This is a genomic window from Natronorubrum halobium, assembly GCF_051351675.1.
Classification (GTDB): Archaea; Halobacteriota; Halobacteria; order Halobacteriales; family Natrialbaceae; genus Natronorubrum.
The window spans coordinates 611,169-630,991 of the sequence record NZ_CP195596.1 but is presented as its reverse complement, the minus strand read 5'-3'; the positions used below and the strand labels follow the sequence as shown (position 1 = coordinate 630,991).

General features: G+C 60.1%; 11 protein-coding genes and 6 pseudogenes. 10 read left to right on the top strand and 7 right to left on the bottom strand.

Annotation, left to right across the window (positions count from 1 at the left end):
- Nucleotides 1-353: 353 nt before the first annotated feature.
- Nucleotides 354-1,742, bottom strand: coding sequence for an ATP-binding protein (locus ACSFC7_RS26810; protein WP_436348404.1), 1,389 nt, complete (start codon nt 1,740-1,742; stop codon nt 354-356).
- 237 nt (nt 1,743-1,979) lie between these two features.
- Complete coding sequence (locus ACSFC7_RS26805; RefSeq protein WP_436348402.1) at nt 1,980-3,284, bottom strand: ArgE/DapE family deacylase; 1,305 nt, start codon at nt 3,282-3,284, stop codon at nt 1,980-1,982.
- Nucleotides 3,285-4,100: 816 nt separating this feature from the next.
- Between ACSFC7_RS26805 and ACSFC7_RS26800 the strand changes: the two genes are divergently transcribed.
- The gene (locus tag ACSFC7_RS26800; RefSeq protein WP_436348400.1) at nt 4,101-4,298 is read left to right on the top strand and encodes a DUF7504 family protein; all 198 of its coding nucleotides are present in this window, start codon (nt 4,101-4,103) and stop codon (nt 4,296-4,298) included.
- A 517-nt stretch (nt 4,299-4,815) separates the two neighbouring features.
- Here the strand turns inward: ACSFC7_RS26800 and ACSFC7_RS26795 are convergent.
- Nucleotides 4,816-5,816 (bottom strand): annotated as a pseudogene (locus tag ACSFC7_RS26795) (IS630 family transposase).
- Between the two features lie 156 nt (nt 5,817-5,972).
- Here ACSFC7_RS26795 and ACSFC7_RS26790 point away from each other — a divergent pair.
- From ACSFC7_RS26790 to ACSFC7_RS26775, 4 genes are all read left to right on the top strand, one after another.
- A complete protein-coding gene (locus ACSFC7_RS26790; RefSeq protein WP_436348398.1) occupies nt 5,973-6,740 on the top strand; it encodes an IclR family transcriptional regulator in 768 nt (255 codons plus the stop codon).
- A 140-nt stretch (nt 6,741-6,880) separates the two neighbouring features.
- Complete coding sequence (locus tag ACSFC7_RS26785; protein WP_436348396.1) at nt 6,881-7,489, top strand: FAD-dependent oxidoreductase; 609 nt, start codon at nt 6,881-6,883, stop codon at nt 7,487-7,489.
- Between the two features lie 53 nt (nt 7,490-7,542).
- The gene (locus ACSFC7_RS26780; protein ID WP_436348735.1) at nt 7,543-7,707 is read left to right on the top strand and encodes a hypothetical protein; all 165 of its coding nucleotides are present in this window, start codon (nt 7,543-7,545) and stop codon (nt 7,705-7,707) included.
- A 27-nt stretch (nt 7,708-7,734) separates the two neighbouring features.
- Entirely contained in the window at nt 7,735-8,121 is a 387-nt protein-coding gene (locus ACSFC7_RS26775) for an IclR family transcriptional regulator (RefSeq protein WP_436348394.1), read from the top strand.
- Nucleotides 8,122-8,595: 474 nt separating this feature from the next.
- Here the strand turns inward: ACSFC7_RS26775 and ACSFC7_RS26770 are convergent, their stop codons facing one another.
- Complete coding sequence (locus tag ACSFC7_RS26770) at nt 8,596-9,480, bottom strand: IS1595 family transposase (protein WP_436348392.1); 885 nt, start codon at nt 9,478-9,480, stop codon at nt 8,596-8,598.
- Between the two features lie 86 nt (nt 9,481-9,566).
- Nucleotides 9,567-11,651 (bottom strand): annotated as a pseudogene (locus ACSFC7_RS26765) (FAD-binding and (Fe-S)-binding domain-containing protein); the annotation flags it as partial.
- 390 nt (nt 11,652-12,041) lie between these two features.
- Between ACSFC7_RS26765 and ACSFC7_RS26760 the strand changes: the two are divergent.
- The 3 genes and pseudogenes from ACSFC7_RS26760 (at nt 12,042) to ACSFC7_RS26750 (ending at nt 14,309) form a co-directional block, all read left to right on the top strand.
- A pseudogene (locus ACSFC7_RS26760) lies at nt 12,042-12,433 on the top strand (PPC domain-containing DNA-binding protein).
- Nucleotides 12,434-12,617: 184 nt separating this feature from the next.
- On the top strand, nt 12,618-12,986 hold the full coding sequence (locus tag ACSFC7_RS26755; RefSeq protein WP_436348390.1) for a VOC family protein: 369 nt from the start codon (nt 12,618-12,620) through the stop codon (nt 12,984-12,986).
- Nucleotides 12,987-13,541: 555 nt separating this feature from the next.
- Entirely contained in the window at nt 13,542-14,309 is a 768-nt protein-coding gene (locus ACSFC7_RS26750) for an IclR family transcriptional regulator (RefSeq protein WP_436348388.1), read from the top strand.
- 115 nt (nt 14,310-14,424) lie between these two features.
- Here the strand turns inward: ACSFC7_RS26750 and ACSFC7_RS26745 are convergent.
- Together ACSFC7_RS26745 and ACSFC7_RS26740 are read right to left on the bottom strand one after the other, a co-directional pair.
- Nucleotides 14,425-16,269, bottom strand: a pseudogene (locus ACSFC7_RS26745) (LUD domain-containing protein).
- A 51-nt stretch (nt 16,270-16,320) separates the two neighbouring features.
- Nucleotides 16,321-16,647 (bottom strand): annotated as a pseudogene (locus tag ACSFC7_RS26740) (LUD domain-containing protein); the annotation flags it as partial.
- 129 nt (nt 16,648-16,776) lie between these two features.
- Between ACSFC7_RS26740 and aceB the strand changes: the two are divergent.
- Nucleotides 16,777-18,087, top strand: a complete 1,311-nt coding sequence (aceB, locus tag ACSFC7_RS26735) for a malate synthase AceB (protein ID WP_436348387.1) — start codon at nt 16,777-16,779, stop codon at nt 18,085-18,087.
- A gap of 256 nt (nt 18,088-18,343) precedes the next feature.
- Nucleotides 18,344-19,378: pseudogene (locus ACSFC7_RS26730) on the top strand (MFS transporter); the annotation flags it as partial.
- Nucleotides 19,379-19,823: the final 445 nt, after the last annotated feature.

The following is a 19,823-nucleotide window of genomic DNA, read 5'->3' as shown; positions in this document are numbered from 1 at the left end:
TACACTGGCGAGACCTTTTTCACCTATTCTAGTCGGTGGTGAGGTGTTGTCTATTGCATCTATTGAAGATGGTGTATCTATTCTATCTATTGGGCCTATTCCACCTATTGTTCCTGTTTAGACTACTGTAAACTGTGCTACTACTGTCTCGAATAGTGACAAGCCAGTAGCGATTTCTTGGTATTTCACTGTCGTCTCGATTCACTGCTACACCGACACTCTCGAGCGAGCCTCTGCTGTCCGTTTCAGCCACGGCGGTCTGATCATCAGCTCAGACGGCTATTTTTCCCATCGCATTCGAGAACTCGCTTCGATCGGTGTTCCGCCCGTCACCACTCCCCGATCCGACCGAACTACGCTATCGATTCGACGATGTCTTCGATGGTGAACAAGCGAAGATCATCCCGGTCTTCGGCAGCCTCTTCGACCGATCGTTTGAATCCGCTCCGGGAGAACAGCGCATACTCCTCGGTCCGATCGCCTCCGTCGGAAGGGGCCCATCGTAGTTCGTCAGCGTGACTCCGGAGTTTCGAAAACGCGTCGTACCCGAGTGGCGACCGCTGGAATTTACACTCACCAACGATCAGCGTCTCTCCAGCGGTCACCCCGACGACGTCGATTTCGTGGTCCTGGTACCACCACTGTCCAGTGTCCGTAATCGTGTACTCGGGATAGCACGTTCGAAGCGCGGAACAACACAGTTCTTCGAACGCGTGGCTGACGAAATCCGCTAACTCCGGTTCGATGAGCACTTCGTACGCGTCTGCCTCGAGTTCGTCGTATCGGTCCCCCGTACCGTAGACGAAGTGAAACCAGAAGCGGAAAAACGGATCGCGGATCCGATACCGACTCCGCTTGCTCCGTTCTTTCTGTTCGGTGATCGGGACGTGCTGATCGACCAACCGTAACCGGGACAGGCGATTGAGATACTTCGAGAGCTGGTTGTAATCGATACCCGTCGTCCCCGCAATCTCGTTTCGACTCGTACTTCCCCCGGCGATCGCCTCGAGAATCGAGAAGTATCGAGTCGGCTCCGTGAGTTCCATTCGGAGGACGTAATCGGGTTCGTCGTGAAGCGATCCGTGACGGGAGAGAATCGCTCGATACACGTTCTCTTCGAGCGTGGCCTCGGGAGAGACCTCCTCGAGATAGTACGGAACACCGCCGAAGATTCCCCAGGTGAGAACCTGCTCGTCTGCGGTGTAGGCATCGTCGAAGAACTCCATCGCGGCACCGAACGGGAGTTGCCTGACATCGAGTTTTAGCGACGAGCGACCGTAGAGGGGGCTGTTTCCGAGGAGTGCAGCCTCCTCCATCATGCTGATCGACGAACCGACGAGGACGACCGTCGACGACGAATCGTCGAGTTCGTGGTCGAACATCGCTTGCAAGACGGACGGAAGGCTCTGGTCCTGTTCGACGAGATACGGAAACTCGTCGAGGACGATAATGGCGTCCTGGTCGGTGAGATACCCGAGAACCGCCTCCCAGTCCTCGCGGATCCGGGCCAGGTCGGGGTAGGATTCCGAAGCGGTTTCGACGAACTGCTCGAGTTGTAACGCGCTCGTTTTCTGCTTCGCCTGATAGATAACGGCATCGTCGTACTGCTCGAGCGACTGCTTGACGAGTTCGGTCTTCCCGAGTCGGCGCCGGCCGAAGATCACCCCGAGTTTGGCGTCGTTCGACTCGTAGAGGTCGGCGAGCCGAGAGAGCTCCTCTGTCCGATTCACGAAATTAGCCATACAACTCGTACTGTTTATTAGACTATAGTACTATCGATAATCGTACTTTAGAGTATCATACTTGAAAGTATCTTCTAATCCCCGAACACCGCATCACGGCCGTGAAGCCGCGCCATCGAAATGTCGATCGACGGTGGTTCCAACTCCTACTCACGCAATTGGTGAAACTCTTCTCCCGCTCTGCTCGTCGGTGACGATGTTCGGAACGGCCTCGCGATCGAAAGCGGCCGGCGTTCCTTAGTCGGCGATTCCGCAGTAGTCGATCGCGGACGTCGCGAGCGTCTGTGCGGTCTCGAGCAGCGACGTGACCGTCGTGTACTCGTCGACGCCGTGGAGGTTCAGGCCGTAGGGACCCGCGGTGACGACGGGGACGTCGTAGTAGCGCTGGTAGAACCGCTCGTCGAGCGCGGCGTTGCCGCCGACGAACGTGCCGTCCTCGCCGACGATGGATTCGGCGTTCCCCTTGACGATCTCGACGATTTCGGCGTCGCGTGGCACTTCGTGGGGAGCGGCGTTCCAGCCGGTCCACTCGACTGTCGGCGGGTTCTTCGCGAGCCACTCGTCCTCGCTGGCGGCTTCTTCGATCGTTCCCTCGATCGCCTCGCAAACGTCCGCTCGGCTCTCGCCCGGCGGCCAGCCGACGCGGCCCTTCATGAGCACTTCGGCGGGCACCGAGGCGGGCCAGTCGCCGCCCTCGACCACGCCGATGTTGATGTTCGTCACGTGGCCCTCGAGCGACGGATCCGCTCCGTAGGCGGGCGGAAAGTCGATGCTGGCCTGTCGCTCCTCGTTCAGTTCGTTCAGCGCCGCAGCGACGTGACTCGCCTTGTCGAAGGCGCTGACGCCCTGGTGGCCCCACGCGGCGTGGGCCTTCTTGCCTGGGACGGTCACGTCGAAGAACATCACGCCGGCGCTGGCGATACCGACGTTCGGCAGGCCGAACGGCTCCGGAATGATCGCCGCGTCCGGGACGTAGCCCCGCTCGAGCACCGAGAGGAGGCCGCCGACGCCGCCCGCTTCCTCCTCGATCGTGCTCTGGACGTAGAGGTCGCCCGCGAGGTCGATTCCCTCGTCGGCGAGGGTCTCGACGGCGAGAAGGATGGCTGCGACTCCGCCCTTCATATCCGAGACGCCGCGGCCGTAGATCTCGTCACCGTCGCGACGGAGCGTCCACGGGTCAGACTCCCACGCGGACTCCGGATCCGCCGGAACGACGTCGATGTGCCCCGAGAGCGCGAGCGTCGGGCCGTCGCCCGCGCCGGGAACCGTCGCCACCGCGTTCTCACGGCCCTCGTAGCCGTGGTCGTCGTACGACGACGTGCGGAAGAAGCCGGGGTGGTCCTCCAGTGCCTCGACGCTCGGCTCCCACGTGTCGACTGCGAGGCCGAGTCGGTCGAACTCCTCGCACATTACGACCTGTCCGCGCGGCTCGTGGCCGGTGACCGACTTCGCGTCGACGAGGCGCTCGAGGATTTCCAGCAGTTCGTGCTCTCTGTCAGCGATCGCGTTCTCGACTCGGGTCTTCGTCTGCTGTCTGCTCATACGGGAATATCGAAGATCGAGTTGATATATGTACGTCTCCGACGCCGCCCGGCCGTCCGCTCTCACGAATCGTGTTCTGTGAACGCATTACGCCATCTTTCGCCATTTAGCGGTATCAGCTGGCGATCACATACGAAACTATTGGCGATACAGGACTGATTCAATTGAGCGACCGGTTCCATATGGATAATCATCCATTCAAAAGACTGTTCTTATTATTGAGAAATCAGTATCGAACGGGTGCGATTAACGATCCGTAATTGGATACGGAAAGCTGAGTTACGGCCGACAGATGAACGATAGACGAATTATATTTTGACCGACGAAATCGAGATCTAACCCGACGGTTAACGCTATTGGCGGTACGCCGCTGCCTATCCGGGTAGAAACAGAATAACTCGTCTGCGGCATGTCCAACGCGAATAACCGTCCTTACGTCAACGTCTCTCAGTACATACACAGAGAAACGTGATTCACGGACACCGTATTTCTCGTCGGCTCAGCACCGAGGATCAACGCTGTACTTCATGATCATGAGCCCCGATTTCGATGCGAAAAGCACAGAAACCGAAACGCTGTTAAAAACATCCCTAAGAATATAAGACGTCCCACCTAACAACTCAGAATTATTATATATTGGTTGACATACCACTAAACAAAACACACAGTGGAATGCACAAGATCACGAGATGCCTGCAGAGCACAGAATTATCAGCCTCGGCGACTTCGCTCGATCGGTAGGAACACAAACTGTCACTCTCCCCAGTTCTATTGAGACAGACTTGATTGCCGACAAGACGGATCTCTCAATCCTCTATGAGCGGATTGATGGATCACTTTCAAACTAACAATCCAACCAAGGCTGCACTCTGTTTCCACTCAGTCGATGCGTTACTCGCACAGACAGGTCTGGATACTACGTTCAACTTCTTCCATTCGCTTACGTCGCGAATAGCCGACTCAGACACGATCACCGCCACGGGAACCTTACTCAAGAGTGCGAATGGCAACTGATGAATCGCCTAGAAGCACGGACCGAACGGTTGAGATATCAAAAACTGGGGCTGGTGGCGTGCCCGTACCCCGCCGTATGACCGATAACTGGGACAGGGACAGTATTGAGAGGAAAATACTGAAACAGTCGATCAGTGAAAGAGTACGAACGGCCCCACTTACACTGAGATAGCGGCCTTAGTGAGAAATGCAGAAACTCGCGACAGTATTGACGGAGTCGACGACGTCGACCCATCGCAGGCGGTTTCGCGGTACCTGAACGTCTGGTCACCCGTTCGCAAACGCCGTCCATCAATAGCGGACGTTCGGTAGGAAACCTGTTGTTGAACCAGTTGTGCGTACGGATTAGTGACAGCGGTCGCTGTCGATGTCTGGATATATCGTTTTAGTTCTGGCCTTTCGACCGGCATTCGGCGTGAGTCGGAATTGATCACTACTGACACGCGTACGCCCCACTGCGATTGTACTGCATGTTTCCCGCCAGAGTCCGATCGAAATGGACGAACTATAGTAGACGTTAGAAATAATCACTCATTTTGGAGATAGAGAGTTGATCAAGAGCGGTATCGATCGCTGTCGTCAGCTCAGAAAGCGAGTCGAAGAATCGGTTGCTAAGTGCTGATTGCAGCTGTCTCCAGCACTCTTCGACTGGATTGAGTTTCGGTGAATATGCTGGTAACGTGACGAAGGCGAGGTCGTCACGGGCCGCCAGGTCCGTGACGGCCGATGCCTGGAAATACGGCGCTCCATCGAGCACGACGATTAGATCTTCTTCGAATTCTTTGCATAACGCGAGAATGAAATGTTTCGCGTGATCGGCGGTGACGTACTCGGTGAATCGTGAGAAGAAGCACTCGCCGTCTTCGGTGATCGCGTCGAGCAGACACGTCCAGTTGCGTTGGCCAGAAAGTTCGACGTTCGGCCGCGTGCCGCGCGGAAACCACGCGGCACGCGGCTCAACTTGGACGGATTTCTTGGTCTGATCGATACAGACTACTGTGGCGTCCATCTCCGCTCGCTTTTTTTGAGTTCGTCGTGGAACTCTTCTGTGCTTGATTCCTCGGCTTCGGCGGCTGTGCGGCGCGGTTTTTGGTAACTCAATCCAGCTTCTTTGAGCAACCGCCGGCAACTCGGATAGGAGTACTCGACGCCGTAGGTTTCTTCAAGAAACGCTTGGACGAGCGCCGGCGTCCACGCCGGCGCGCCGATCCCGACTTCCTCGGGAGGTTCGTGAACGGTTTGTTCAAACTCTTCTTGCTGTGTTTCTGAGAGCTTTCGTTTTCTCCCGGATCGATGGGCATCAGAGACGGCTTGCTCAAGCGGTTCGTCCGTATCGAGTCGCATGAGCCAGCTGTAGATCGTTCTTCGACCAGTGTCGTGCCACTCTGCAAGTTCGGTCTGCGTCACGCCGTTCTTGTACGTAATCGCCGCTAACAACCGTTGTGTCGGCTTGCTCCCCTCAACTTTGTCAAGGGCGGCTTGGAGTTCTTCGACGGAGATTTCGTCGAGATGGTCCATTGTCTACAGTAATAATCTACGGGCGGAAAATTCTAACGGTTACTATAGGACCATCACCAGCTGTTCCTCGACAGCGAACGTCACCCTATTTGTTTCCCTGAAAACAGGGCCGAAACGGGACAAAACGCTTTATACAGTTAGTTAGTATATTTAGCTATGGTAATGGACGACGATACTGGGCGATCGATCAAATCGAACGCGACACTGTTCTCTATCATCGAATCCCTGAAGGAGATGAACGGTGCGGGAGTTACCGAACTCGCCGACCGGCTCGGATTAGCGAAGAGTACTGTCCATAAACACCTCGTGAGCCTCGAGCGCAACAGATACGTCGTCAACGAGGACGGCCGCTATCGACTCGGGCTCGAGTTCTTCAACACCGGTATCCACGTGCGAAATCGGTATGAGGTCTATCACGCTGCGAAACACCGCATCGACAGGCTTGCCGAGGAGACCGACGAGGCGGCGTGGCTCATCGTCCCGGAGAACGGCCTCGGAATGTTCGTCTACGGCGTCCCGCGCAACGAGTCGTTCTCGTTCGATTCGACGATCGGGACGTGGGTCTACCTCCACGCGAACTCCGCTGGCAAGGCGATCCTGGCCCATCTCCCCGACGAAGAGGTAGACCAGGTCATCGATCGCCACGGCCTGCCGGCCCAGACGGAGAACACGATCACCGAGCGGGACGAACTGTTCGACGAACTCGAGCGTACCCGCGAGCGCGGCTACGCGATGAACTTTCAGGAAGACTTGCGAGGACTGCACGCGATCGCGACGCCGGTCATCTGGGACGGGCGACCGATCGCCGCCGTCACGATCGCCGGCGCCGCGAACCGACTGACCGAAGAGCGAATCGAGGACGAGTTGTACGGGTCGCTCCTCGAGGCTGTCGACGACATCGAACTCCGTCTCGTCTACGGATAGCACACCGCGTCGTCGCCTTCCTGGGTGATCTCGTTTCGCGGATACGCCCGATCAACGGGAACGAACCGTACGACAATTCTGTCTATTCGGTCCTTGGATCGAACCTAATGGCAATCTGACTAACAGAAGTGTGAACTGACGTGAACGACAAACGACGGGAATCGAACGACCTTCGAAGTGACGGATCGATCGAACGGCTCAACGCCCAGAGCGAGGAACTCTCGACCGTTCTCTTCCAGTATGACGAGGTCGCCCTTCAGCGGTGGATGGAACGGAAGTGCGAGGAGGTCGGCGTGAATGCCTTGCTGGGGGCCATGCTCACCGATGCGGCGTTCGACGACGGCGCCGTCGACCACCTCGAGTTCGCGACGCGGTACGGACTCGTCGAGATCGAGGGGGACGGCTTCGTCGACGCCTCGGGCGACGCGAGCCTCTGCTGGGAGGCCGGACTCGAACTCCGCGAACCCGACGAACCGGTCTACGGCTCGCTGAACTTCCTCATCGAAGGGTACGACACCGAGGCGGTCACCGATCTCTCAATGGAGGCGGTCCACGACCGACTCGAGGAAGTCGGCGAAGAGTACGGTCTCGTTCGAGAAGACGGACACCTGATGCACTTCCCCGGGAAAGAGTTCATGCTGGTGACATCGATTATGGGAAAGAATGGAGACGACGGAGGGACTATCAAATCCGACGAGACGTTGTTCAGAATCATCGAGGCACTCAAGGAGACGGACAAGGCCGGGTAACCGAACTCGCCGAGCACCTCGGTTTCGCCAAGAGTACCGTCCACAAACACCTCGTGGGTCTCGAGCGCAATCGATACGTCGTCAACGAGGACGGTCGCTATCGGCTCGGGCTCGAGTTCCTCCATACCGGCGTCCACGTGCGCAACCAGTACGAGGTCTCTCACGCTGCGAAGGATCGGATCGACAGGTTGGCCGAGGAAACGGACGAAGCCGCGTGACTCGTCGCCCACGAGAACGGCCGCGGGATGTTCGTCTACGGCGTCCCGCACAACGAATCGTTCTCGTTCGATTCGACGATCGGGAACTGGGTATATCTCCACGCGAACTCGGCCGGAAAGGCAATCCTGGCTCACCTCCCCGAGGACGAAGTCCGGGAGATCATCGAGACCTACGGACTCCCGGCACAGACCGAGAACACGATCACCGATCCGGAGACCCTGTTCGAGGAACTCGAGACGGTCCGAGAGCGAAAGTACGCGATGAACTTTCAGGAAGACCTGCGCGGCCTTTACGCCATCGCGACGCCGATTATCAGGGACGGGCGGCCGGTCGCGGCCGTCACGGTCGCCGGCGCCGCGAACCGACTGACCGAAGAACGGATTGAAGACGACGTGTACGAATCGTTGCTCTAGGCCGTCGACGATATCGAACTCCGGCTGGTTTACGGATAGCGAGTAACTCGCTGTCGATCGTATCTCTGCGCGTAATTCGTCTCAAGAACCCCTTCGCGAACGCACTACTCGATCTAGGCGCTCACCTGAGCGTAGTAGGTTCGAATCGTCTCAAACGTGAGGTCTCAGGTTATGTGTTCATGTATGTATCAGTGGAACGTTCGCTCGTCGGCCTCACGAACGTCGTCCCTGATCAGGACCGGTTTCGAGACAGCTGAGAAAGTCCTCGACACAGCGTTCGGGGTTTCGGCGGTAGTTTCCTCTGTCTTGGCCGCCTTTCGCCTTCGAACGGAGGAACTCCTCAAGTCGTTCTCCGACTGGCATCGCTTCGGAATTCATGCGCGCCCACCCTTGAAGCCGTATCCTGCTGAGGTTTATCATTCGTGATTGGTAGAGGAATAAATCCTCGCTCTTGTGGCGTAGATTGTTGGTGACTCAGAGCGCAGTTTCGAGGATGGTTTTGAGCGCTTCTCTCCCTGGTTTTCGATAGATTCGTCGACGAAGTTGGAACGCTCGAAGATACGGCGTGAGTTTGTCTTTGGAGACGCCACGATGAGGCGAGAGCCAGGATCGCGCCAGCGATCCGTGGCTCTCGCAGGTGTTGACGTGAACGTCTCCATCGGCGTATTCGCCGTCGCCGTGGACGACGTATTCGCGGTCGAATGCGTCGTCCTCGTCGAGCGGTTCGTAGGCCCGAAAGCCGTCGGTATAGACGGTTAGCGACTCCTCTGTGCGGTCAGCAAGCAGGAGTCGAACCGTCGATTCGTTGGCGGCTTTCGCTGGCAGCACATAGCGGTCACCCGTACCGCGATCAGCCAGAATAAACACCGGTGGCTTGTCCTCGTCGTACGTACCACGTCCGCGTGTGGAGAGACCACGCGAGCGCGACGGTTGGTCGCGCTCGCGGCCCTTGAGTCCGGCTTTGACGTACAGCTCGTCTATTTCAACTGGGCTTTCGAGTTGTAGGCGAGGCGCGTCCAGCGCTCGCAGGAAGCGCTGGACGCGCCGGTATACCGTCTTGTAGGAGACATCGATCTCTACGTCTAACTGTCGAAGACTGGTGTTGAACCGGATGTAGGTGTAGACAGCGAGAAACCATTTCCTGAGTTCGACCGCTGAGTGTTCGAAGACGGTACCTGTTTGATCGTTGAATGTACGGTCGCAATTCTTACAGAGATACCGCTGGAACACTCGATAGCTGCCGTACCGAATCACGGATTCGGCACGGCAGCGCGGGCAATAGACGCCGTTACGCCAGCGAATCTGTGCCAGCAGATTCGCGGCCCGACGCTCCGAGACGAACGTCTTCAATGGGAACATGTTTCGTCGTGTGGCGCGAACGCGCCACCCTTGTCCGCTACGACTTCTAGCTACTGCATAGAGCTGACCAACAATCCTCTACCCAAGAGCGTACCGAACAGCCGCTCCCGGAGGTCAATACCTTCCCGCTCGTAGTACTGGTACTTGGTCTCGGCCTTGAGCTTCGCCAGATCGACCCCGGTCGGGCAGTCGCTTTTACAGCCCTTGCAGCCGACACAGAGGTCAAGCACTTCCTCCTGAAAGCGCTTGGAGTACAGCTCCTCTTCGGGGATCTCGCCGGAGATCGCGGCCCGGAGCATGTTGGCTCGGCCGCGGGTCGTCGCCATCTCGTCTTTCATTCCCCGGTAGGTCGGACACATCACGTCTTCGGTCTGGCGACAGGTTCCACAGCCGTTACACAGCTCCACGAGGTACGAGAACCCGCCCTCGTCGGAGAAGTCCAGCTTCGTCTGGGGCTCGATCGAGGTGTAACCGTCCCCGTACCGGAGGTTCTCGCGCATGTCGGTCGGTTCCTCGTCAGTGTAGACGACCTTCCCCGGGTTCATCCGCCACTCGGGGTCGAAGACCGACTTGACCTCCTTGAACGCCTCCCAGAGGTCCTCGCCGTACATCTTCGGGTTGAACGCCGTCCGTGCGAGCCCGTCGCCGTGCTCCCCGGAGAACGAGCCGTGGTGCTCGAGGACGAGGTCGGTCACGTCGTCGGTGATCGACTGCATCGTCTGGATACCCTCGTCCTCCTTGAGGTTGAGGATGGGGCGGATGTGGAGCGTTCCGCTCCCCGCGTGGGCGAAGTAGGCGGCCGAGGTCCCGTGGTTCTCGAGGATGTCCATGAACTTCTCGACGTACTCCGCGAGCTCGGACGGTGGCACCGTCGCGTCCTCGATGAAGGGATAGGGCTTTGGATCGCCCTCGAGGCCCATCAGCAGCGGAATGGCCGCCTTCCGGAGCTTCCAGAGGTCCGTCTGGTCTTCCTCGGTGTAGGCCTCGATGGCCTCGAAAGCGTCGCCGTCCTCGACGAAGTGGGAGTTCGTCCGCCCGATGGCCGCCTCGAAGTCGTCGTGGAGCTCGGAGTCGTACTCCAGCATCAGCGCCGCCTTCGTCTCGTCGGGAATCGACTCCTCGTACCGGGAGAACTGCTCTGACTCGCGGGCGAGCCGAAACATCTCGTTGTCCATGAGCTCGACCGCGCTGGGCCCGAACTCGAGGGCTTCGGGGACCGCCTTCAGGGCGTCGATCAGGTCGTTGAAACAGTAGAGGACGAGCGCGGTCTCGTCGGGGAGGCTCACGAGGCTGATCTCCGCCTCTACGATCACGCCGAGGGTCGACTCCGCGCCGACGAAGAGCTTCGAGAGGTTGATGACCTCCTCGCCCTCGTCGTTCTCGTAGATCATCTTGTTGAGGTTGTAGCCCGAGACGTTGCGCTTGAGGTCGGGATAGCGGGCCTTGATCTCCGCTTCGTTCTCCTCGACGAGCGAGCGAACGGTCTCGTAGATTTCGGCTTCGCGGTCGTCCTTCGAGACGAGCTCCTCGTACTCCTCGGAGTCGAGGACGACCTCGCGGGTGTGGATCAGGTCGCCGTTGGCGAGGACGACCTTCAGTTCCTCGGTGTAGGCGTCGGTGATCCCGTATCGGACGGAGTGGGCACCGGTCGAGTTGTTCCCGATGCCGCCGCCGATGGTCGCGCGATTCGAGGAGGCGGGGTCCGGCGCGAACTTGAGCCAGTACTGCGCGGCGTGCTCGTCGAAGTGGTCCTGGACGACCCCCGGCTGGACGCGCGCCCGCTGGTGCTCCGGATCGACCTCGAGGATGTCGTCCATGTAGGTCGTCATGTCCAGCACGACGCAGCCGGGACCCACCGTCTGTCCACCGAGGGAGGAACCAGCCCCTCGCGCGATGACCGGCACGTCGTGTTCGGCCGCGACGCGGACGGCGTTGCGGACGTCCTCGGCGTCGCGGGGGAGGACGGCACCCGCGGGACGGGCCTGATAGATGCTCCCGTCGGTCGCGTACAGCACCTGCGCGTATTCGTCGAACCGCACCTCACCCTCGATGACCGATCGCAGATCGTCGGCGAGCTCGGCGTACTCGCTGACGTCACGGTAGTCGTGTCCGAGCGAATCTCGGAATTCCTCGTAGTTGCTTAGACCGTCTTGGGGCTTCTCAACAGCCATCGTATGAGTTCACCGGGATCAATTATTATAAACACTGGCATTAGTGACATATTGTTTATAAATTGCGCAACGGTAACTGTCCAATACCGGAGAGTGCGATAGGACGACCAGAGAACCGGTGCCTGCTCGATTACACAAAGTGCCGAATTCTCAGTCGTAGAGAATCCAACTCCTCTTATGAGGTGTCGTAGCGACTCGCCGGCCCGAGCCGGCTCCGTCCTCCAGCGCGGCGACGAGGGCACGGACACCGTCGACTTCGCCGCGGCGGTCGTCGACGTTCAGCGAACGTCGGACTGCGTCGCCCACGGTGTTTGCGGCCGGCGTGCACCGGTCGCCCGAACGAATCGCTCGACCGGAAGACCTTTGCCGTGATTCGTTTCCAGCTACCGTATGGAGTACCGACAAGTCGACTCGGTTCGAGAGTATCTGGCGCGATTCGAGACCGGCAGCGAGTGGCGAACCGAGATCGAGGAGTTTGCGCGCGAAGAAGGTATCGAGGCCGGCTGGTTCACCGCGATAGGCGCCGTTCAGGACGCCGAGATCTGGTTCTACGATCAGGACGACCAGGATACGGCTCGGTGACGTTCGACGAGCCGCTGGAGGTCGCGGCCTGTACAGGGAACATCTCGCGGCTCGAGGACGACGTGTTCGCACACACCCACGCCCTGCTCTCGCGTCGAGACGGCGAGACGCTCGCCGGATACCTCGACAACGCGACCGTGTTCGCCGGGGAAGTGCATTTCCGGGCCTTCGACGAACCGCTCGAGCGGGCACCACACTAGACGACGGGACTGGACTGCTGGCTCAACGAGTAGTGCCCAGCGAGAAGGAGACGACGGCTCACCGAGACCGCGCGAACCGACTGTCCGACTCGACCGCTCGGACAGCGATTGCACCGCCCGGCGCGCCGGCTCTCCGCGGTTCCCGATCAACGAATTTAATAGACTGGTCGTGAGCAACGGGGATATGGAACTCATCCACATCAACATTAACGTCGCCGACGCGGACGAGACGATCGAGTTCTACGAGCAGTTCGGCTTCGAGGAGAGCTGGGAGTTCGAGACGACGGACGGCGAGACCGAGAACCGATACATCGCCGATGAAAACGGGATCGAACTGCAGCTCTCGGACGCGAACGGCGAGACGGAGTTCGAACGGGGAACGGCCTGGGATCACCTCGCGATCGGCGTCGACGACGTCGACGCGGTGTTCGAGGAGATCGACCACTACGGGGTCGAGAAGGAACCCGCCGATCAGTTCGAGGCCGGCGCCCGGACGGCGTTTGTTCGCGATCCCGATGGTCGGACGGTCGAACTCGTCGAACCGCTGGACTAGTTCCGGTCCCGGACGTTCGATTTCTCGTTCCGTTACGTCGTCGGCCAGTCGAGAGACCGGTCGAGTTTCTCCCGTCCGTTGCCACACTCCGACGGATCGACTTGCCCGGCCGTTCTGTATTTCAGAATACGTCCCAGATCACCTCCTTCGCCAGAAAGTAATTACAAAGGTACATTTGTAAATAATTATTGCTTGTGTACTTATGGCACGAAACAGAACGAGACGTATTTCCCTCTGAGTTCTCTATCTCAGAACGGTCGAGTTTCGAACCGGCCAGATCTGCGACTGAAATCGCCACGTAATGTGGCGAGTAGCCGCGAAACTTCGGGTCTAACTCTCGCGTTCCCACTGTATGCGAACGAGTCATCCACGGCCGTCCGATTCCCTATCGCAAACGCCGTCGTCGCCGAGGCAATTTCGGTCCGTCCCCTGTGGCAGTATTTCGTCGATCTCAGGCCGAGATGGTTCGGCACGCGATCGAATGACCTGTTCTGACACTTCACCGTTTTCTATCATAGAACAATACTTAAGATGACGGTGTGAATAGCGTACCGTATGACAAAACGAGCGAAACACCCGGTCCGGACGACTGAGAAATCGTTGCGGATCATCGAGGAGCTCAACCGGCTGGGTGAGGCGCGGGTGACCACGCTGGCGAACGAACTCGAGATGGGGAAGAGCGCGATTCACAATCACCTCAGTACGCTCGAGAAACACGGCTACGTCGTCAAAGATCCGGACACCAAGACCTACCGTCTCGGCCTCAAGTTCCTCGATATCGGCGGACAGATCCGCAGCGAGATCGGCGTCTACAAGGTCGCGGAGCCGAAGGTCGAGGAACTCGCGGAGGAGTCGGGTGAACTCGTCCACCTCGTCGTCGAGGAGGACGGGAAGGGCGTCTACATCTGCCGGGCGAAGGGCGAGCAGGCGGTCGATCTGGACACGTACGTCGGCTGCCGTCACCACATGCACAGCACGGCCTTCGGAAAGGCGATTCTCTCCCACTTCCCGCGGGAACGGGTCGACGAGATCCTCGAACGGCACGGGCTGCCGCAGGTGACGCCGAAGACCATCACGTCGCGCGACGAACTCTACGAAGAACTCGAGCGCACGCGGGAACGTGGATTCGCCGTCGACGACGAGGAGCGACTCGAGGGGCTGCGCTGTATCGCGGCGCCGATCAGGTTCGATTCGGACGTCATCGGAGCGATCAGCGTCTCGGGGCCGACGGCCCGCATCGACGACGACTGGGAGTCGAACGAGTTCGTCAGCGAACTCCAGCGGGCGGTGAACGTGGTCGAACTCAACAAGTATAACGTCTGACGTCCGAAGGCGGGATTCGCTTTCGCAGTACTGTTTCCGCAGTTTCGGCCGCTCCTCTCGCACTCTCCGAGGGAACCAACGAGAATCGCTCGTCGGTCGTCGTTCGAGACGCCCCTCAGCGACGCGGATCGAGCGGGTCGAGCAACTTTACCGGGTATTCCGAGCGGTCGGCGAGCAGAGACTCGGGCTGTTCCTGACAGGACATCCCCGACGCGACCAGAGTTCGGTCGCGGACGTTCGGGTCATTGAACTGATCTCGCAACCGCTCGCCGACCTCAAAGCTCAGTTCGTAGTACTGTCGCGACGTCGTAGCCGGTGCGCTCGAGCACCGTTTCCGTGTACGACTCGAGGCCGAGCATGCGCTGCTGACAGTGGCTGTGGTAGGCCAGATGACCCCGGCTTTCAATCCCGTTCCCGGCTTCGTCGGTTCGCAACCGACCGATCGACCCCCCGTTCTCGAGCAGTCTGTAGACGTACTCGAGGACCTCGTAGCTGTTCGCCGACAGGGGTTCGTACCGGTCGGCGTCGAGCAGCTTCTCGTGGTCGTCGCGAAACATCGCCAGGTCGCGACGGTCGTCGACGCCGACGATCCGCTCCATGACCGAGCGACCCCGGGGAGCTCGGTCGCCCAGTTCGAGACCGGCGCGGTCGCGATCCCCAATTTCGCGATCGTCTCGTAGTTGCCGAAGAACCGCTTCCGGAGCGGATAGTCGCCCCCTCTTCGTCGGGGGAGAGGCCGTCGACGAGGTGGTCGAAGGTCGACGCGTCGGCGCTGTTGTCGATCCGGTTGCAGACGACCGTGTTGATCCACGGGATATCGATCTTCACGGGTGACTGGTTCACGCAGCGCGTACAGCCGGTACAGGGGTCGTTGAACTCCGCCGCGGACTCCCGTCCGTGGACGCCGATCTCCCAACCGGTCGCGATGCCGCCGGAGTAAGTCTCGCCGCCGAAGGCGTGGCCGCCGACCTGCTGGTTCGCACACGCGGAACAGCGGATGCAGCGCAGCGTCTCGCGGACCTGTCCATCCTCGCGCATCTCCAGACGTCCGTTGTCCAGCAGGACGAGGTGAAACTCCCGGTCGGCGTCGTCAACGGCGATCGACGCACTGTCCTCCGCCGGGAGCGGTGGCGTATCGACCGGTGGCGTCAACAGCGAGATGTAGGACATGATGTCCTGGCCCGTTCCGGACCGACCGATGAGTTCGATGAAGGGCTGGAAGTCCCTGACTTCGGGACGAGCTTCTCGACGCCCGCGACGGCGACGTGGGTGTGCGGTACCGACACCGACTTGCGCGCGTTGCCTTGCTGATGGCCACCGCCATCGTCCCCGTGTCGGCCGCGATGAAGTTCGCCCCCGTGATCCCGACGTCCGCCTCATGGATATGTTCGCCGAACCCGTCGCGGGCGAAAACCGTCAGTTCGTCGGCCGTCTCGAGCGGCTCGTCGGGGTCAAAGTGTTCGTTGAACAGTTCGGCGATGTCCTCGGACGACTTGTGGATCGCCGGCGCGACGATGTGGGAGGGGACCACGTCGGCGACCTGCAGGACGAACTCGCCGAGGTCGGTCTCCCAGACGTCGGCGTCGGCGGCCTCGATGTGCTCATTGAGGTCGATCTCCTCGGCCGTCATCGACTTCGACTTGACGACCGTCTCGGCGTCGCTCTCCCCGACAACCCGCCGGACGTACGTGTTCGCGGCGGCGCCGTCGTCGGCGAGGTAGACCGTCCCGCCGTTGTCCTCGATGGTCTCGGTCACCTGCTCGATTAACTCCGGTAACCGATCGATCGCGTCGCGTTTGATCGGCGTCGCCTCCTCCTTGAGTTCCTCGTAGCGCTCGAGGTCGCTCACCAACTCGTACCGGCCCTCGTTGAACGCGAGCGTGTTTCGCTCGACGCTGTCACCTTCCGTCTCCAGCAGCCGGCGGGTGTGGGCCGCCTTCCGCCGTCGGTCTGCGGACATCAGTCGTTCCTCGGATCGCTCGGACTCCACGTCCTCGATGACGATCACGTGGACCTCGCGCGGACTGAGGACTCCATAAACGAGTTCGGCTATGTCGGCGACCTCGTCCGCGAACAGCGGCGCCAGCTCGTCGAACGCTGCCGCCGTTCCGTTGACCACGTCCCGATCGCGCACGAGCACGACGTGGCGCTCCGGGAAGAGCGCGGTCAGTTCGTCCACGTCGCTCATCGAGCGCAGCACTACCGAGCCGTACGAGGCGATCCCGAGGATCGCTCCGGTCACGCCGGTGGCGGCCTCGAGCAGCTGCTCGCGGGTCGGATCGAACGCAATCGGTGCGGAATCCGTGCTGACGTCGTCGAACGGGAGCGGCGAACCCACGACGGGTTCGAAGATCGCGTCGGACAGTACCTCCTCCGGCGTCGTTCAGGTCGTCGACGCCGTCGCGACCCTACGCGAGAGTGTACCAAACAATTTTAATAATAGTAGATAGTAGCACTGAACGGACTCATGAGTATGCACACCGATTATCTCTACGACCGGGAGTTCGTCCGAACGTTCTTTACTACTCCGACTGCGGTGGAAGGAGAAGAGGACTCCGCCAAGATGCTGCGGAGCGCGGCTCAGCTTCGCGGCATGGAGGCCCCGGACGTCTGGGTGCCCGACAACGAGGACGCGACGGCCCCCTCGATGCGCGACAAGGGAATCGAGAACATCATCGAGGTGCTCTCGGAGAACGGCGCCGACTTCCCCGGCGAAGTCCACCCCCGCGTCGTCTGGCACCGGGACAGTCCAGAAACGCGGTACCAGGGCTTCCAGCAGATTCTCGAGCTCGCTGACCCCGAGAACGGGGCCGTCGAACACCTCGATGGCGTCGTCATCCCAGAGGTCGGTGACATCGACGACTGGAAGAAGGCCGACGAGTTCATTACCATCGTCGAGAACGAGCACGGACTCAAGGAGGGCAGTCTCGCCATGTCGGTCATCGTCGAGAGCGGCGAGGCCGAACTGGCGTTGGCCGACCTCCGTGAGGAGATGGGCAAGCCCTCGAACAACCTCGAGCGACTGTTCCTGCTCGTCGACGGCGAGGTCGACTACACCAAGGACATGCGCGCGATCACGCCCACGGGCGAGCTGCCGCCGTGGCCGGAGCTGCGTCACAACACCTCCCGCGGCGCGAGCGCGGCCGGCCTGATCGCGATCGACGGTCCCTACGACGACATCCGCGACGTAGAGGGGTACCACGAGCGCATGACCGACAACCAGGCGAAGGGGATGCTCGGCATCTGGTCGCTGACGCCCGGCCAGGTCGTCGAGGCGAACAAGTCGCCGCTGCCGCCGAAAGAAGGCAGCTGGCAGATTGAGGTCAAGAGCCGCGAGATCGAACTCGAAGAGGAAGACGGTCGCCACGTCTACAGCGGTGACGAGATCGAACTCGAGGAAGCGGGCGAGGACCAGTACGTGCTTCGCGTCGCCGGTGACGGACGCGAACTCGACAGCGAGGAACTCTCTCAGGAGCTTCTGGACATGACCTCCTATATCCCGAGCCTCAACGACATCGTCGACTCGATGGAGGAGTTCGAGGCGGCCAAGGAGGCCGGCAAGGGCGCGATCGCCATGGAGCGGTCGGCTACGCTGGTCATCGACGGCGTCGAGGTCAAGATCAGGAACGACCGGATGTGGGACGAAGCGACCTATCAGGCAGCCCAGACGCCGATCACGCTGTTCCAGGACGTCTACGAGAACCGTCCGGACCAGCACGAGGACCTCGAGGACCTGTACGGCGAGGACCTCGTCGACCGCGCGATGCACGTCGGATAAGCGAACCGGACTCAACAGGCGTCGACGGTGGCATCGGATCGCCTTCGACGCCAACCCTTCAGTCGGACCACTGGACCGTACCGCGACGGCGGTACGAGTGCGAGACGTGATCCGGATTCGGTTCATCGCGCGCGTCTGCCATTCGATCACGCCCGTTTCCGTCGACGGAGAGCGAACCTACTGATCCCAGCCGCAGCGGACGGTTCGCGGTGTCGTAATTCGTCACGGCGGGGCCTCTCAGCAACACTCATACGATATGTTAGATATAGGCCGAAACGATCGCGAGATCGCTTACTTCAGATGCCGGGTCACTTGCTGGTCCATTGGTTCGAGACCTCAATCTCGATCTTCCTCGTCGTCTGGCTCCTCGAATTAGACGTCTCCGTCGCGGTGTTTGGACTGATCGTCGCGCTGAGATACGCGCCGTTCGGACTGGGTGCGTTACCGGCCGGGTTCCTCGTGGACCGGTACGGTTCCAGACGGCTGATTCTCGGTTGCCTCGCCGGAATGGGGCTCTCGTTTCTGCTCCTGACGTTCGCGACGTCGATCTACGCGGTCGTCGCGGGGCTCGTCCTGTGGTACGTCGCGACGAAGTCTACCATCCCGCCGGGCTCGCGCTCATCAGCACCAGCGTCGACGAGCGCCGCGGCGTCTTCGCCTACCACGGCATCGCTGGCAACTTCGGCATCGTGCTCAGGCCGTTGGTCGCCGCGACGCTGCTGATCGTCCTCGACTAGCAGCTCGAGGCCGCTGTCCACGCGCTTCCCGCGCTCGCCGGACTCGCTTACGGATTGCGAGCGGAGTTCGACCCGACCGCGGCGGTCAACGTCGAGGACATCACCGATACAGACTCGCTCTCGCTGGGCGAGTTCCTCTCCAACTCCCAGATCTGTTCGCGAGCGCCTCCGCCGTCGTGTTCGCGATCGTCACGTTCGAGGGCCTGTTCTTCCGGGGCGTCCTCACCTATCTGCCGGAGTTCCTCAACGACGCGCCCGCGATGGCGGGACTCGAGCTTTCGGCCGGACTTGAGGGGATCGAACCGGCGGACTACATCTACGTCGGACTGCTGGTCGTCGGGATGGCCGGCCAGTATGTCGGCAGGAAGCTCACCGATAGAATCGCCGTCGAACGCGGCCTGACGGGCATCTTCTCCGTGCTCGTTACGCTCGCGCTCCTGTTCGTGCCGGTGCTGTCGATGTAACTCGGTGCCGTGATCGCCCTCTGTAGCGCGCTCGGGTTCTTCCTCTTCGCCAATCAATCGTTCGATCAGGAGGCGGTCGCCCTGCACACGTCTGCCAACCAAGTTGACCGAACCAACACGAGTAAGAGCCGCTCGTTAATTCGTGACTGTCGGTCACGTCTGAGATTGGGATCACGGTATCCATAGCCGTAATTCGATAGTTAACCAGCCGACACGTCCCACGACCCGTCGGTGTCTTCTCTCCTACAGACTCGGTGTGAATACACTCGCGACGGCGACGCTCGTCGGTTCGTCGATCGCGACTATTCGTCTACATCCATACCGATATCGTACCCGACATTCACCGCTACAAATATTACTCGATTGATGAAAATATGAATACAGTTGCTTGACCGTCATTGTTGTGGTTGCTCGTCCGGTTCGAAGCGGCTGAGTCCAGTCACTGACTGGTATCATCCGGAATCGTGTGACCGATCATCGATTTGGCTTCCTAGCTTCTCACCGCTCGGTTCCGGACGTCTGTCGGCGTCTTTTG